Below are 14215 nucleotides of genomic sequence, written 5' to 3'. Positions count from 1 at the left end.
AGTCCCTGACGAAGATCAAGGATCTCGAGCCCGGATCCTTGATTGCTGTCAGGGACTATCGCCGGCCTGGGTCAGAGGCTGCGCGGGTGAAAGCCTTCCTCGTCGCCCTCACCGCCGCGCTCGCCATCGCCCTATCCGGGCTGCCCGGGCTCGTCGTACCGGCCCAGGCGCGGCCGGCACCGGTGAGCCGGGACTGCAACCCGCAGTACCCGGCCTGCGAGCCGGCGCGGGTGGGTCTCATCGGTCCCACGACGGCCAAGCCACGGACGCGGGTGCCGTTCACGTGCGTGGTCCGCCTCATCGGTACGACGGCCCGACCGGTCGGGACGGTCACGCTGCGCGTGGGCCGCGCGGGCCGGACCTACTCGGTGTCGGGCCGCCACCGGCTCGGCGACACCGGCAGGGTCGTCATCCGGACCCCGCGCCTGCCCCGCGGCAAATACAACGTCAGGTGCCGCCACACGCCGCGGGGAAGCACGATCTTCGCGCCCGGCATGTCGGGCAACCGGCGCCTGCTCGTACGCCGCGGGGCCTGACCCCGAGGTCGGGCACCACCTGGGCCCCCGGGGTCGTCCTGATAGTCCCTGACGAAAATCAAGGATTCCGGGCCCGGCTCCTTGATTTTCGTCAGGGACTATCGCCGCTGTGGCGTCAGGCGTCCTGCGCGGCGCGCTCAGCGACACGGGCGGAGTCGGCGGCGGCCGAGTCCTTGTCCTTGGCCGGCAGCACGAAGCGGTAGCCGACGTTGCGCACGGTGCCGATGAGGGTCTCGTTCTCGACGCCGAGCTTGGCGCGCAGGCGGCGGACGTGGACGTCGACGGTGCGGGTGCCGCCGAAGTAGTCGTAGCCCCAGACCTCCTGCAGCAGCTGCTGGCGGCTGAAGACGCGGCCGGGGTGCTGGGCGAGGAACTTGAGGAGCTCGAACTCCTTGAACGTCAGGTCGAGCGCACGGCCACCGATCTTGGCGGTGTACGTCGCCTCGTCGACGACCACCTCGCCGGAGCGGATGACGTGGGCCTCGGGGTCAGCGGCGTTGCGGGCCGCGCCGAGGCGACCGATCGCGAGCCGGATGCGGGCCTCGAGCTCGGCGGGGCCGCAGGTGTGGAGCACGACGTCGTCCATGCCCCAGTCGTGGCCGACGACCGACAGCCCGCCCTCGGTGACGACCAGCACGACGGGGACGTCGGTGCCGGTGGTGCGGATCAGGCGGCACAGGTCGCGGGCGCCGGCGAGGTCCTGGCGGCCGTCGACCAGCAGCAGGTCGGACTCGGGTGCCTCCAGCAGGGCGCTGCCCTCGGCGGGCAGGATCTTGACCCCGTGGCCCAGCAGCGCGAGCGCGGGCAGCACCTCGGCCGACGGCTGCAGGGCGCTGGTCAGAAGAAGGAGCGTGCTCATGGTGGTCCCCTCCCACAGGATGCGGGTGTGAGACCGGGACACGTCGTCGGGTACCGGCCGGTTTACCTGAGGGTGAAGAATACCGAAACGTGAGCGACACGGGCACCGGAACCGACACATCTGAGACGCAGGTCATCCACGTCCGCTACTGGGCCTCGGCCCGTGAGGCCGCCGGCACCGACGCCGAGCAGGTCGTCGTCGACGGACCGCTCACCCTCACCGATCTCGTACGCCGCCTGGTCGACGCCCACGGCGACGACCGGTTCCGGACGGTCGTCGACGCGTGCTCGGTGCTGGTCGGCGACCGCCCGGTCCGCTCGCTCGACCCGGCGACCGTCGTGGTCGAGGCCGGCCAGAGCGTGGAGTTCCTGCCGCCCTTCGCGGGGGGCTGAGCCGGAATGCCGACGCCCGCCGACCGGTTGGGACCCACGTGAGCACCGGAGCCTACGTCGCGATCGCGGCCGTCGTCCTCGCCCTCGCGTTCGGTCTGTGGCGCCGGCGCGTCGACGGTCGGTTCGTCGCGGCGACCGACGCCGTCACCGACGCGGCCGACGTGCCTGCCGAGTCTCTCCTGACCGACACCCCGTGGGCCGACGCCCTGGGGGAGCGCGCCACGCTGGTGCAGTTCTCGTCGGCCTTCTGCGCGCCGTGCCGCACCACGCGGGTCGTGCTCGCCGACGTGGCGCGGGCCGAGGCCGGCGTACGCCACCTCGAGGTCGACGCCGAGCAGCACCTCGACCTGGTCCGCCGTCTCGGTGTCATGCGTACGCCGACCACGATCGTCCTCGACGCCGCCGGCCGTGAGCTCGGCCGTGCGGCCGGGGCGCCGACCAAGGAGCAGGTGCTCCGGTCACTGCCCGCCTGACCCACGAGGGGACGCCCCGTCAGGGCAACAGGTAGTCGACCGACTCCTCGACGCCGGTCTCCAGGCGTCGGATGTCGCTGCGCACCATGTGCTCGACGATCTGCTCGAAGCCGACGGTGGGGGTCCAGCCGAGCTGCTCTCGGGCCTTGGTCGGGTCGCCGTAGAGATCGGCGACGTCGGCGGGCCGCATGAACGCGGGGTCCTGGAGCACGTGGGGGGCGGGGTCGTCGATGCCGACCGCGGCGAACGCGACGCGCAGCAGCTCCGACAGCGCGTAGGACCGGCCGGTCGCGACCAGGTAGTCGGTGGGGTCGTCCTGCTGCAGCATCAGGTGCATCGAGCGCACGTAGTCGCCGGCGAACCCCCAGTCGCGGCGTACGTCGAGGTTGCCGAGCGTCACGCTCTCGCGGCGGCCCAGCGCGATCTCGGCGACGGCCCGGGAGATCTTGCGGGTCACGAACTTCTGCGGGCGCAGCGGGCTCTCGTGGTTGTAGAGCGTGCCGGTGCTGGTGAACAGGCCGTAGGACTCGCGGTAGTTGACGGTGAGGTGGTGGGCGAAGCTCTTGCTCACGGCGTAGGGGCTGCGCGGGTGGTGGGGCGTCGACTCGGTCTGGGGCATGTGGTCGGCGGTGCCGAACATCTCCGAGCTCGAGGGCTGGAAGAAGCGGGGGGCCGAGCCGTGTCGGTCGCGGTGGCGCACCAGCGACTCCAGGATGCGCAGCACGGCGATGCCGTTGGTCTCGGCGACGACCTCGGCGTGGCCCCAGCTGGCGCCGACGGAGGTGAAGCCGGCGAGGTTGTAGATCTCGTCGGGGCGCAGGTCGGCCAGCAGCCGGTCGAAGCCGGCGCCGTCGCGCTGCTCGTGCTCGACCACCTCGACCCCGGCGAGGTAGGCGGCGACCGCCTGCGACGCGCTCGCCCCGGGGCGGATGGTGCCGACCACCCGGTAGCCCAGGGAGACGAGGTGCCGGGCCAGGTAGATGCCGCTCTGACCGCCGGCGCCGGTGACCAGGGCGGTCCGTGAGATCGTGTTCATGGTGGGCCGAAGCGTATCGGGTCCCACATGGTGGAAGGCGTGTCCATCCATTGAGACGTCGAGGGGAATGAAACGCGCGGTTTCCGTACTGTTGCTGACGTGGCAACGACCTGGCTGACGAAGCGACGCGCGGTGGACCACTGCCGCACGCGTTCCGCCCTGTGTCGCGCTCGCTGACGCCCGGACCCAGATTTTTCTCCGTCCCGGCCACGGCCCCTCTCGCAGGGCCGGTCCGTCAGTCCGCCCGCCACCTCCCAGGAGCTCGCCATGTCCGCACCCGGACCCCAGCACGGGATCGACCCCCGTGGCCCGCAGTTCACCGCCTCGCTCACCGCCGTGGTGCTCGTGGCCGTGCTGCTCACCCCGCCCGCCGTCGCCGCCCCGATCCTCGCGGTGCAGGCGGCGCTGTTCGCGTGGGGTGCGATCGCCGGCGTCCAGCACACCCCCGTCGCCTGGCTGTTCCGTACGGCGGTGCGCCCGCGCCTGGGCGCGCCCGACCACCTCGAGGACCCCACCCCGCCGCGCTTCGCGCAGACGGTCGGCCTCGGCTTCGCCGTCCTCGGACTGGTCGGCTACCCCACGGGCGTCGAGACCCTCGCCCTGGTCGCCGTCGGGTTCGCCCTCGTGGCGGCCCTGCTCAACGCGGTCTTCAGGTTCTGCCTGGGCTGCGAGCTCTACCTGCTCCTGCGCCGGGTCGTCCCGGCGTCCACCTCCGCTTCTGCTTCCACCCCTGCCGCCACTCACTGAGCTGCACCCAACCGAAAGGCACCACCACATGAGCCGCGAGAACTCACTCGTCACCACCCAGTGGGTCGAGGACAACCTCGACACCCCGGGCATCGTGATCGTCGAGGTCGACGAGGACACCACCGCCTACGACAAGGGCCACATCAAGGGTGCGATCAAGCTCGACTGGTCGACCGAGCTGCAGGACCAGGTCCGCCGCGACTTCGTCAACAAGCAGCAGTTCGAGCAGCTTCTGTCGAGCAAGGGCATCGCCAACGACGACACCGTCGTGCTCTACGGCGGCAACAACAACTGGTTCGCTGCCTACGCCTACTGGTACTTCACGCTCTACGGCCACGCCGACGTCAAGCTGATGGACGGTGGCCGCAAGAAGTGGGAGCTCGACTCCCGCGAGCTCGTCGACGAGGTGCCGACCCGCCCGGCCACGTCGTACACCGCGCAGGAGCAGGACCGCTCCATCCGCGCCTTCCGCGACGACGCGATCGCCGCGATCGGTGTGCAGAACCTCATCGACGTGCGCAGCCCCGACGAGTACGCCGGGCGCCTGCTGGCCCCGGCCCACCTGCCGCAGGAGCAGTCGCAGCGTGCCGGTCACGTCCCGACCTCGCTCAACGTGCCGTGGAGCAAGAACTGCAACGACGACGGCACCTTCAAGTCCGACGACGACCTCAAGGCCCTCTACGCCGAGGCCGGCATCGACGACTCCAAGGACACCATCGCCCTGTGCCGCATCGGTGAGCGCTCGTCGCTGACCTGGTTCGTGCTCAAGGAGCTCCTGGGCCACGCCAACGTCAAGAACTACGACGGCTCGTGGACCGAGTACGGCTCGCTGGTCGGCGTCCCGATCGCCCTGGGCGACGAGCCCGGATCGGCCGACGCCTGATGTGCGGCGCCACTGAGGGCGGCCTGTCGCTCGACGGCGTCAACGTCGCCAAGGAGGCCCTGATCCAGGGCCAGGTGCTGCGCGACGGCGAGCCCGTCGGCAACGCCTACGTGCGCCTGCTCGACAAGACCGGTGAGTTCACCGCCGAGGTCCCGACCTCGGCCTCGGGCCACTTCCGGTTCTTCGCCGGCGAGGGCCAGTGGACCCTGCGCACCCTGGCCCCCAAGGCCGACCCGGTCGACAAGCAGGTCCAGGCCGCCGTCGGCTCCGTGGCCGAGGTCGTCGTCGCCATCGGCTGACCCGCCTCCTCCCGTACGACGACCCGCCGGCCCCACCGCCGGCGGGTCGACGTCATTTCGGCGTTGTCTCGGTGGGTTCGCGGCTTGTTGCGCTCGCACCAGCGACGAGCCTCGAGACCCTGCACCGGCCGATCACCCCACCGCGGGCCGGCTGCCCAACCAGCTGAGCACCACGCCGCCGACCAGCTCGACGGTGTAGCCCTGGTTGTGGACGGCGGAGATCTGCAGGGTCGCCCACGTCGTGCCCGGCGCCGAGGCGCACACGGTGTCGCCGACCGCGCAGACCGACAGCACCCGCCCGGCCAGCGCCGGGCCCACGTCGTCGCGGTCGTCGGCGAGGAACCCGTCCTCGGCCGCCACCCCGCCGGGGTCGACGTGCTCCACGTCGTCGTCGGCCCGCCGCCGGGTCGGGTCGCCCAGCAGCACGATGCCCAGCACCCGGTCGCGCACCGGGGCGAGGGTGTCGTCGGCGGCCAGCCGGGCCGCGATGCCGTGGACCACGGCGGCGCCCTGGCTGCTGCCGATGACGACCAGGCGGGTCGAGGGGCACGAGGTGACGGCGTCGCGGGCCGCGGCGAGCCCGTCGTCGACCCCGGCCTGCACGCTGGTGTCGAACGCCGCGGGGTCGGCGCGGATGGTCGGGACGTCGACTGCGGGGTAGTCGATCGCGACGTAGGCGGTGCGCCAGCTGCGCGGCGGGTTGGTGGCCGCGTCGCCGACGGCGACCGCGAGCTCGCCGGCTTCCTTGCCGAAGCCGCGCGGCCGTGCGCTGTCGACGGCCTGGCCCGAGCCGCGGCCCCCGATGACCGTCAGCTCGACGCAGGTCGCGGAGGTCTCGTCGCCCGACGAGCCGTCACCGCACCCGACGAGTCCGAGCACCAGGGCGACCACGGCCGCGAGCACGCCGAGGCCCCGCCCGAGGGCGCTCATCGTGCGCCGAGCACGACCCCGGTCAGCGCGCCCGCGGCGACCGTGACCCTGACCCGCAGCACGCGGTCACCGGCCGGCGCCAGCACCGTGACCGTACGACGGGCTCCGGGGTTCCACAGCAGCACCGACGCCCCGCCGCCGGGCCGGGCGAAGGCGCGCGCCCGGACCGGTCCGACGACGCGCACCGGGGTGGCCCGGACACCGGGCTGCACGACCCGCGCTGCGACGGCGTACGCCGCCCCGCGGGCGGTCAGGACGGGTTGGTCGTCCTCGAGCGCGAGCAGGCCGCCGGGGGAGCGGGCGGCGAGCAGGGCCGGGGCCAGGGGCACGTGGCCGGCGTCGAGCTCGGGGAGGATCTCCTCGGTCACGACCCGGGCGACGGTGCTGGCCTCCCGGGTCCCGCGACCCGAGGCGCCGGCCTCCAGGCCGCTGGCGCCGGCGACGTCGGCGGCGTCGGGCCCGGGCGCGTCGGAGCCGAGCAGGGCCGACAGGTCGGGCCGCACCTGCGACCAGACCTTCAGCAGCCGCGCGACGTCGCGGTGGGCGTCGAGGGCGTCGCGTGCGGAGGCCGGGCTGCCCCGGCGTACGACGGTGACGTCACCGGTCGCCGGTCCGTCGACGGCGGTGACCGACAGGGCGGCCCCGTCGGCCTGGGCCAGGAAGCCGACGACCCGGGTGCGCAGCGGCTCGGGGAGCGCTGCGAGGTAGGCGACGTCGCCGGCGGTGATGACCGACCCGACCCCCAGCAGCGGGACGTCGCTGGGAGCACCGACGAGGGTGACCGTGGCGCGGTCCTTGCGGGCCGCGGCGACCGTCGCCTCGGCGTAGGTGAGCGGGGTGACCGGCGGCTCGGGTCGCTCGTCGCCGCCCGGGAGCGCCTCGGCGGTGTCGACGACGCCGACGGGCCAGACGGGCAGCCGGGGCGCGGCGGCCGGGTCGTCGACCAGGTGGACGTCGAGGATCGACGGGGGAGCGTCGCTGGCCAGGTAGTGCCGGGCCGGCCCGACGCTCAGGGCCACGACCGCGCCGACGGCCCCGAGGGCCTTGACGCCGCCCCGCACCCGGACCCTCACGGTCGCCCACCCACACGGTCACTCGCGACCACCGTGATCGCCGCACCCTGGTGGCCGGAGCCCGCGAGCACCTCGTCGCGCAGCCGCGGTCGGCCGGGCTCGACGGTGACCGCCTGCAGGGAGGGGCCGGGGCGGGCGTGCAGGTAGAGGTTCTTGCGGCCGCCGCCGCGCGACTGCAGGGCGCCGAGGTCGATCCAGGGTTCCTCGACGGTGCGGTGCAGCACCCACGCGGCCAGCAGAGTGAGCGTCACCGACACGGCCAGGTTGAGCAGGTAGCGGTCGGGGTCGGGGGAGAGCAGGCCGGCCTTGACGAGCACCAGGATGACCGGCTCGTGCACGAGGTAGACGGTGTAGGCGACGATGCTGAGCCTCACGAACAGCCAGTTGTCGACCCATCGGGCGGGGCGGTCGCTGCGGGCGGTCATCACGGCCAGGAGCAGCAGGCACCAGCCGGCGGCGGCGACCGGGTGGCGCAGGATCACCAGCAGGGAGTCGGGGTCGGCGTCGAGCCGGACCCGCGCGGCGTACACGAGGGCGACGCCGGAGGCGGCCAGGCCGACGGTCGCGAGGGCGGGCAGGCGGCGGTTGCCGAGGACGACCATGACCACGGCCAGCGCCATCCCGAGCGCGAAGTCGTCGGCCTTGGCCATCGGTCCGAAGCGCCACGCCCAGTCGGTGACCGGGATCTGCCACACGACCTGGACGTTGATCTTGAACAGCATCGACACCGCGGCGACGACCGTGAGGGCGCCGAGCATGCGGACCACCCTGACCTGGGTCGGGGCCGAGCGGCGGATCGAGCGCACGAACGCCGGGCCGAGGGCGGCCAGGGACAGGTAGAAGATCCACTCGATCGACAGCGTCCAGGCCGGGCCGATCGTGTAGAAGATCGTGTCGGAGTCGAACGACTGCAGCAGCGTCAGATGGAGCACCAGGTCCTTCCACTCGGCCGTGGCGAACCCGAAGTTGCGCGTCGCCCAGCACACGAGCACCAGGAACCAGTAGACCGGAAGCAACCGCAGGCAGCGCCGCCACAGGAACTCGCGCCAGGCCGGCACCGCGCGCCGGTCGTCGAGCGCGGCGTGCGCGAACGGCAGGAAGAGCAGCAGCCCGGACAGCACGAAGAACAGGTCGACCGCGACGTCGACGCTGAGGATGGCCGAGAGCGCGCTGCCGGAGCGGCCGGGCCCGAGGCCGTCGCCGTCGGTGTCCATGTTCTGCCAGACGTGGAAGCCGACGACGACCAGGCAGGCGACCCCGCGCCACCCCTCGACGCCGCGCAGCTTGAGCGAGGCGCGGGCGCCGGGCCGGCTCGACCCGCGGCCGAAGCCGTGGTCGAAGCGCTCCGCGGCGGGCGGACGCAGGCGCAGGCTGCGTACGCCGCTCACGACCCGACCCCCGAGACGACGGGTTCGGGCGTCAGGGCCGCGCTCGTGGCCTGCTTGGCGGAACGGCTGGTGACGTCCCAGGTGTGGGCCCCGAGCACGTGGCGCACGACGCTGCCGCGGGTGACCATCATCCGCAGCTCGGCGTAGAAGACGAGGCTGACCAGGGTGAAGCGGGTGAACAGCCACGGCCGCCCGCCGACGCCGGGAGGGCCGAGGCGGTTGGCGGCGACCGCCTGCAGCACGGGGATGCCGTTGATGCCGGCGGCGGAGAACACGAAGAACAGCAGCAGCCACGGGATGTCACGGCCCGGCACCAGCGACATGGCCAGCAGCACCGGGGCCATCTGGGTGGCGATCCAGGGGTGCACGATGCGCCAGCCGAAGAGCATGACCACGCCGCGGCGCTGGGCCAGCGAGAGCCGGGGGTTGCGCACGAGCGCGCTGGCGTGGCGCAGGCTGACCTCGAGCCAGCCCTGCGACCAGCGCATCCGCTGGCGCCACCACGCCGACCACGTCACCGGGGCCAGCTCGTAGGACAGGATCCGCGGGTCGGTGGCCAGGCGGCGTCCGTCGGCCAGGGCGCGGGCGCTGACGTCGATGTCCTCGGTGAGCATGGTGGCGTTGAGGCCGAGCTCGGTGATGACCGGTGCGCGCCACCACCCGTTGCTGCCGCCGAAGATGCCGAAGTCGTGCACGACGGTGCGCCCGGGGTGCGCCACGGCGTACAACGTGGCGAACTCGGCGGCGACCGTGCGGGTCACCCGGGACTCCTCGACGTTGCGCACCGCGCACTGGCCCTGCACGACGTCGAAGCGCTGGTCACCGGCGGCGTCGCCGAGCCACTGCGCGACCCGGCGCGGCGCGGTCGGGTGGGGGTGGTGGTCGGCGTCGAAGATGCCGATCACGTCGACCCCGTCGCCGAGCACGGTGAGGGCGGCGTTGACGTTCTCGACCTTCGAGGTCGACCCCTCGACCCGCAGCACGATGACCCGCGGGTCGTGCTCGGCCAGCGCCTCGAGCCGGCTCTCGATCGGCAGCGGCTCGGGGGTGTTGTAGGCCAGCACCAGCAGGTGCCGGTCGGCGGGGTAGTCGAGGGCGAGGTGGGCCTGCAGCGACTCCATCAGGGTGTCCTGCTCGTTGGGCAGGTACGCCGCCACGATGGTCGCGATCCGCGGCAGCTCCCGGTCGGGCACCTGCCGACTCAACGGCGGCTCGGGGAAGCGGTAGGCCCGCGCGCACTCCATCGCGATGAGGAACGACGTGACCGCCATCGACACGAAGACGACCCAGAACACCACCTCAAGCACGACGGGAGCGGTGAACGCCAGCGGCGCATAGATCAGGAACCCGACGACCAGCGGCCCGGGCAGCGCCACGAGGGCCTCGACGGTGGTCTGCCCGCGGCGCGACAGCCCGCGGTACCACCGCCCCAGGCGGCTGGCGCGCAGTGCGCGGGTGGGACGGGACAGGTGGGTGCTGTGCTCGGGGGTACTCATGGGGGGAACTGCCTCTCGACAGATGTGCTCCGAGCAGCACACGGGGGGACGTCAAGAGCGGACGATCCTCCCTGACCGCCACTCATGCTCGAATTCGAAACGAATTGTCCGCGAACCCGTTACGGGCACGGGTATCCCGGTCTAGACCTCAAACCCCCCGGGTGGTCGACCCGACCCAAGCCCACCCAACCCCACCCCACGTTGGTCGAGGAGGTTGCGCTAGCAACCGTCGCGAGACCACCCCCACGCCGGTCACCGGACCCCACGTTGGTCGAGGAGGTTGCGCTAGCAACCGTCACGGGACCACGCTCACGCCGGTCACTGGACCCCACGTTGGTCGAGGAGGTTGCGCTAGCAACCGTCACGAGACCACCCCCACCGCGAGACCCCTGCAGGGACCCCACCCCAACCCCATCGACCTACCGCTCCAACCACACCGTGAACGGCCCGTCGTTGACCGACGTAACCGTCATGTCCGCACCGAAGACCCCCCGCTCGACCCGCGCCCCCAGCCGTACCAGCTCGTCGCACACCGCGTCGTACGCCGGCTCGCTGACCGCCGCCGGGGCCGCGGCGACCCAGGTCGGGCGCCGCCCCTTGCGGGCGTCGCCGTAGAGCGTGAACTGGCTGACCACGAGCACCGGCGCCCCCACATCGGAGGCCGACTGCTCGTCGGCCAGGATCCGCAGGTCCCAGACCTTGCGGGCCATCCAGGTGATCTCGGCGTCGCCGTCACCGTGGGTCACGCCGAGGTAGACCAGCAGCCCGGGCTCCTCGATTGCCCCGACCACGGCGCCGTCGACGACCACCGACGCCGACGTGACCCGCTGCACCACCGCTCGCACCAGGGAAGTCTCGCATCAGACCTGCCCTAGTCACCGTGACGCGGTGCGCCGACTCCTGGTTGCAGTTAGGCGGTCTGCGCAGACGGCCGCAGCACACACGTCGAAGCAGCAGCGGGGGCGGCCGGCACCGATACGGGCACAGTGAGAGATCCGGGCAATGACGGCGACGCTGAACGTTGTTCGTCGTTTCCTAGCGGCCCAGCCACGTCGGTGACGGTCCTCTAAGACGCGCCGCTGTTCTGGTCGCCGAGGCTACACCTCGCCGGTCGCGCGGACGCGCTGGAGCAGGGGTCGCGACCTGAGCGTCCGCAGTTGAACGCCCTAGGTGAAATGTGTGAGCGGCGATGCTGCTCCACCTGTCGCGGTGATGGTGACTCCGCTCCGCGGAGGCCCTGGACGACCCAGTGCCGTCGGAGAGGACTTGCTCCCAGAGTCCACGCGCCCAAGATGGCCCGATCTCGATGCGAAAAATCGCGGGTCGACTCTCTGAACCTCAGAACTAGTCAATATGACGTGGTCCAAACCGCCTCATCTGGCCTTCGTGAAGGTTTCGATCGGTCCACGGTCCGGGGTATTGGCGTCAGTGGCCTAGTGTGCCTGCCATGCCCACATTCAAGCGGCGCGCCGCAGACTTCTTGGAAACAGTCATCGGTGCTCGCGTAGTCCGGCCCGACCAGGTTTCCGTGCTCTACGAACAAGAATTTCTGAGCAAGTTCTTAAGGGAATTCCAAGTCGACTTCGTCCTTGACGTTGGTGCCAACGCCGGTCAATACGCTCAGATGCTCCGTCGGCGTGCCGGCTACAAGGGTGTCATCGTGTCCTGCGAGCCGATTCCAAAGCTCGCGTCCTTCCTTCGGGAACAAGCAGCAGCGGACCCTTTCTGGTATGTCGAAGAAGTGGCGCTCAGCGAAGCTGCTGGACTTTCGACGTTCAACGTTATGGAGCGGGACGAATTTAGTTCGCTTCACGCGCCGAGCGCAGATCAGGTTGCGGCCACCGTCCAAAAAAACCGCGTCTCTAGGACCATCCAGGTGCGACTTGATACTGCTGCGAGCCTGTTCGCGAAGTACAAAAACGAGGTCGGCTTCACGCGCGCATACCTGAAGATGGACACCCAAGGCCATGACCGTGAGGTGGTCATCGGTGCTGGAAAGTGGCTAGAGGAAATCGTAGGGCTGCAGAGCGAGCTCGCAATTCACAAGTTATACGATGGTTCGCCGCGCTACGACGAAGCGCTGGCTGACTACACCGCTCGGGGCTTTGCCTTGAGCGCTCTGTTCCCCAACAATGCAGGGAACTTCCCCGACATGCTTGAGATGGATTGCGTGATGTACCGCCGAAGCTTTGTGGGCTAGTCAGCGTACTTGCTCAACTCAGTTCACCATGCCCGTCTATCACCAGCAGGCGGTCGGCACGCCGGCGCCATCATTGGATGGCCCGTCGAGTGGCGTGTTGCCGATGTCGAGTGAGCGGGGGCTGGTGGATCGCAGTGCACAACCAGGACCCGTTAGCCGTATAAGTTCTCATCGGGATGAGGTCGCCAGGGGCTAGCAGGGTTACCTGGTCGGGGGGCGTTGAGGGGGAACGGTCATCGGCGCAACATGACCCAGGGTCGGGCATAGGCGCCGGTAGACCGGCATCTCACGACGTTGATCGCCCCGACGACGGCACCGTCGACGACCACCGACGCCAACGTGACCGCTGCACGCACCACCGCTCGCACCGGGGAAGTCTCGCACCAGGCCGGCCCTGGTTACCCTGGCGCCGTGCGCCGGCCACCTGCCTCCGTGTCGGCTGCGGCGACGGCGCTGGTCCTGACCCTCTTGGCCGTCACGACCCTGCTGACCGGCTGCCAGGCAACTACCGCCCAGGAGCCGCCGGCCCGAAGCGTGGCTCCGTCCCTGCCCCCGCTGCGGGTGCTGCTGGCGGGTGACTCGATCGTCGACGGCTACTACACGACGGTCCCCGAGCACGCGTTCTCCCCGTTGGTCGAGGCGTCGTTGTCGAAGGTCCGCGACGTCACCCAGGTCGAGGTCGGCGTCTCCGGGGCCCGGGCGTTTCGGGTCGCGGCCGCGGTCGAGACCGACACCGTGGGGCAGGCGCCGTTCGACGTCGCGGTGCTCGAGGTCGGCGCCAACGACGTCGGCAAGTCGACCCTGCGGGAGTGGCGCGCGGGTTTCACCCGCCTGCTCGACGCGGTCGCCGCGACGTCGCCCGACGCCCAGGTGGTCTGCCTGGGGCCGTGGAACGCCCAGCGCCCCACCCGTCCCTACCTCGACGTGCTGCGCCGTCTCTGCGCCGACGACCTCGTGATCAGCCTGGGCGACCTCTTCGCGCGCCCCGGGCTGCGCGGCCCGGCGGGCCAGGAGACCTACCTCGGCACCCGCGACGACTTCCACCCCAACGACGCCGGCCACGCGGCGATCGCCGCCCGGGTGCTCGACGGCCTGGTCCTCGACTGAGGCCACGGCGCGACGCCGTGCCATGATCCCGCCATGGAACCGGGTCCTGGACGACGCATAGCCGACCTGCTTCTGGTGGTGTTGGCGGTCGCGGTGATCGGTTTCGCCGGCTGGCTGGTCCAGCGTGACCCGCCCGCCTCGCCCCCGGCGGCCCCGACCTCGGCCGACCCGTCGGCCGACAGCTCGCCCTCGGCCGGGTCCGACGACCCGACCGACGACCCGATCATCGACCCTCGCGGTCCGCTCGACGTGCTGGTCCTCGGCGACGAGAGCGTGCGCGGCGCCCGGTCGGCCGGACGCTGGATCGGCGAGCTCGGCGGCACCGACGGCACCGAGGTCACCAACCGCTCGCGCCCGATGGTCGGCTACGTCGCCGACGCCACGCCCGACGAGTGCGGGCTGCCGTCGTGCCCCAACCTGCCGGCGATGCTGCGGCTCGTGTCCGCCGAGCAGCCCGACCCCGACGTCGTGCTGATCAGCGCCGGCGCCCACGACGACGGCATCGAGCGCACGGTCCTGACCCGCGCGATCACCACGTTCCTCGAGCAGGTGCGCATGCGCTTCCCGACCTCGCAGGTCGTGGTGCTCTCGCCGCTGGTGCTCGACAAGCCGCTGCCGGTCACCCTCGACACCGTCACCGACGTCGTCCGCACCGTCACCAAGGGCGCCGACGCCGTCTACGTCGAGGTCGGCCAGCCCTACCTCGACGCGACCGGCGGGTCGGCCAAGGACCGGCTTGCGCAGGCCGGCCAGGTGCTGCGCACGACGGTGGGCGACGCGCTGGCACGATGACGGT

General features: G+C 71.5%; 16 protein-coding genes. 9 read left to right on the top strand and 7 right to left on the bottom strand.

The window, feature by feature from the left end; genetic code table 11:
- The first annotated feature begins 86 nt into the window (after window positions 1-86).
- A complete protein-coding gene (locus tag FZC61_RS01740) occupies window positions 87-536 on the top strand; it encodes a hypothetical protein (protein WP_148611865.1) in 450 nt (149 codons plus the stop codon).
- 115 nt (window positions 537-651) lie between these two features.
- On the opposite strand, the gene FZC61_RS01735 is transcribed toward FZC61_RS01740, so the two are convergent.
- The gene (locus tag FZC61_RS01735; protein WP_148611863.1) at window positions 652-1395 is read right to left on the bottom strand and encodes a response regulator transcription factor; all 744 of its coding nucleotides are present in this window, start codon (window positions 1393-1395) and stop codon (window positions 652-654) included.
- 89 nt (window positions 1396-1484) lie between these two features.
- Between FZC61_RS01735 and FZC61_RS01730 the strand changes: the two genes are divergently transcribed.
- Together FZC61_RS01730 and FZC61_RS01725 are read left to right on the top strand one after the other, a co-directional pair.
- Window positions 1485-1787 (top strand): MoaD/ThiS family protein, encoded by a 303-nt coding sequence (locus FZC61_RS01730; RefSeq protein WP_148611861.1) that lies wholly within the window; start codon window positions 1485-1487, stop codon window positions 1785-1787.
- A 38-nt stretch (window positions 1788-1825) separates the two neighbouring features.
- A complete protein-coding gene (locus tag FZC61_RS01725; protein WP_148611859.1) occupies window positions 1826-2260 on the top strand; it encodes a thioredoxin family protein in 435 nt (144 codons plus the stop codon).
- 19 nt (window positions 2261-2279) lie between these two features.
- Here the strand turns inward: FZC61_RS01725 and FZC61_RS01720 are convergent, their stop codons facing one another.
- Window positions 2280-3296, bottom strand: coding sequence for a GDP-mannose 4,6-dehydratase (locus tag FZC61_RS01720; protein WP_148611857.1), 1017 nt, complete (start codon window positions 3294-3296; stop codon window positions 2280-2282).
- Window positions 3297-3563: 267 nt separating this feature from the next.
- Between FZC61_RS01720 and FZC61_RS01715 the strand changes: the two genes are divergently transcribed.
- Genes FZC61_RS01715 through FZC61_RS01705 form a run of 3 tightly spaced genes read left to right on the top strand, consistent with a single transcriptional unit; the run spans window position 3564 to window position 5225 of the window.
- The gene (locus FZC61_RS01715) at window positions 3564-4043 is read left to right on the top strand and encodes a DUF4395 domain-containing protein (protein ID WP_148611855.1); all 480 of its coding nucleotides are present in this window, start codon (window positions 3564-3566) and stop codon (window positions 4041-4043) included.
- 28 nt (window positions 4044-4071) lie between these two features.
- A complete protein-coding gene (locus FZC61_RS01710; RefSeq protein WP_148611853.1) occupies window positions 4072-4926 on the top strand; it encodes a sulfurtransferase in 855 nt (284 codons plus the stop codon).
- The gene (locus FZC61_RS01705; protein ID WP_148611851.1) at window positions 4926-5225 is read left to right on the top strand and encodes a DUF1416 domain-containing protein; all 300 of its coding nucleotides are present in this window, start codon (window positions 4926-4928) and stop codon (window positions 5223-5225) included. The genes FZC61_RS01710 and FZC61_RS01705 overlap by 1 nt, the downstream gene beginning before the upstream one ends.
- 132 nt (window positions 5226-5357) lie before the next feature.
- Here the strand turns inward: FZC61_RS01705 and FZC61_RS01700 are convergent, their stop codons facing one another.
- The 5 genes from FZC61_RS01700 to dtd all read right to left on the bottom strand — a co-directional run bounded on the left by FZC61_RS01700 (window position 5358) and on the right by dtd (window position 10957).
- A complete protein-coding gene (locus tag FZC61_RS01700) occupies window positions 5358-6155 on the bottom strand; it encodes a cutinase family protein (protein WP_148611849.1) in 798 nt (265 codons plus the stop codon).
- Window positions 6152-7228 (bottom strand): hypothetical protein, encoded by a 1077-nt coding sequence (locus FZC61_RS01695; RefSeq protein WP_148611847.1) that lies wholly within the window; start codon window positions 7226-7228, stop codon window positions 6152-6154. The genes FZC61_RS01700 and FZC61_RS01695 overlap by 4 nt, the downstream gene beginning before the upstream one ends.
- Window positions 7225-8616 carry an acyltransferase family protein gene (locus FZC61_RS01690; RefSeq protein WP_170285929.1) on the bottom strand — a complete coding sequence of 464 codons (1392 nt, stop codon included), beginning with the start codon at window positions 8614-8616 and terminating at the stop codon, window positions 7225-7227. Before FZC61_RS01690 ends, FZC61_RS01695 begins: the two co-directional genes overlap by 4 nt.
- On the bottom strand, window positions 8613-10112 hold the full coding sequence (locus FZC61_RS01685; RefSeq protein WP_148611842.1) for a glycosyltransferase family 2 protein: 1500 nt from the start codon (window positions 10110-10112) through the stop codon (window positions 8613-8615). Before FZC61_RS01685 ends, FZC61_RS01690 begins: the two co-directional genes overlap by 4 nt.
- A gap of 419 nt (window positions 10113-10531) precedes the next feature.
- On the bottom strand, window positions 10532-10957 hold the full coding sequence (gene dtd, locus FZC61_RS01680; protein WP_148611840.1) for a D-aminoacyl-tRNA deacylase: 426 nt from the start codon (window positions 10955-10957) through the stop codon (window positions 10532-10534).
- A 602-nt stretch (window positions 10958-11559) separates the two neighbouring features.
- Between dtd and FZC61_RS01675 the strand changes: the two genes are divergently transcribed.
- The 3 genes from FZC61_RS01675 (at window position 11560) to FZC61_RS01665 (ending at window position 14211) form a co-directional block, all read left to right on the top strand.
- Window positions 11560-12312 carry an FkbM family methyltransferase gene (locus FZC61_RS01675; protein WP_148611838.1) on the top strand — a complete coding sequence of 251 codons (753 nt, stop codon included), beginning with the start codon at window positions 11560-11562 and terminating at the stop codon, window positions 12310-12312.
- 411 nt (window positions 12313-12723) lie between these two features.
- Window positions 12724-13419, top strand: coding sequence for an SGNH/GDSL hydrolase family protein (locus FZC61_RS01670; RefSeq protein WP_170285928.1), 696 nt, complete (start codon window positions 12724-12726; stop codon window positions 13417-13419).
- Between the two features lie 33 nt (window positions 13420-13452).
- A complete protein-coding gene (locus FZC61_RS01665) occupies window positions 13453-14211 on the top strand; it encodes an SGNH/GDSL hydrolase family protein (RefSeq protein ID WP_148611834.1) in 759 nt (252 codons plus the stop codon).
- The last annotated feature ends 4 nt before the right edge of the window (window positions 14212-14215 follow it).

This window comes from Nocardioides rubriscoriae, assembly GCF_008087085.1.
GTDB classification, from domain to species: Bacteria; Actinomycetota; Actinomycetes; order Propionibacteriales; family Nocardioidaceae; genus Nocardioides; species Nocardioides rubriscoriae.
The sequence above is the reverse complement of the archived record's forward strand: the minus strand, read 5'-3'. Positions and strand labels throughout refer to the sequence as shown.

What these genes read in the sequence shown, in the direction of transcription:
- FZC61_RS01675 (WP_148611838.1), top strand. Translation starts at nt 11,560, where the DNA reads ATGCCCACATTCAAGCGGCGCGCCGCAGACTTCTTGGAAACAGTCATC.
- FZC61_RS01665 (WP_148611834.1), top strand. Translation starts at nt 13,453, where the DNA reads ATGGAACCGGGTCCTGGACGACGCATAGCCGACCTGCTTCTGGTGGTG.
- FZC61_RS01710 (WP_148611853.1), top strand. Translation starts at nt 4,072, where the DNA reads ATGAGCCGCGAGAACTCACTCGTCACCACCCAGTGGGTCGAGGACAAC.
- FZC61_RS01720 (WP_148611857.1), bottom strand. Translation starts at nt 3,296, where the DNA reads ATGAACACGATCTCACGGACCGCCCTGGTCACCGGCGCCGGCGGTCAG.
- FZC61_RS01685 (WP_148611842.1), bottom strand. Translation starts at nt 10,112, where the DNA reads ATGAGTACCCCCGAGCACAGCACCCACCTGTCCCGTCCCACCCGCGCA.
- FZC61_RS01705 (WP_148611851.1), top strand. Translation starts at nt 4,926, where the DNA reads ATGTGCGGCGCCACTGAGGGCGGCCTGTCGCTCGACGGCGTCAACGTC.
- FZC61_RS01715 (WP_148611855.1), top strand. Translation starts at nt 3,564, where the DNA reads ATGTCCGCACCCGGACCCCAGCACGGGATCGACCCCCGTGGCCCGCAG.
- FZC61_RS01735 (WP_148611863.1), bottom strand. Translation starts at nt 1,395, where the DNA reads ATGAGCACGCTCCTTCTTCTGACCAGCGCCCTGCAGCCGTCGGCCGAG.
- FZC61_RS01700 (WP_148611849.1), bottom strand. Translation starts at nt 6,155, where the DNA reads ATGAGCGCCCTCGGGCGGGGCCTCGGCGTGCTCGCGGCCGTGGTCGCC.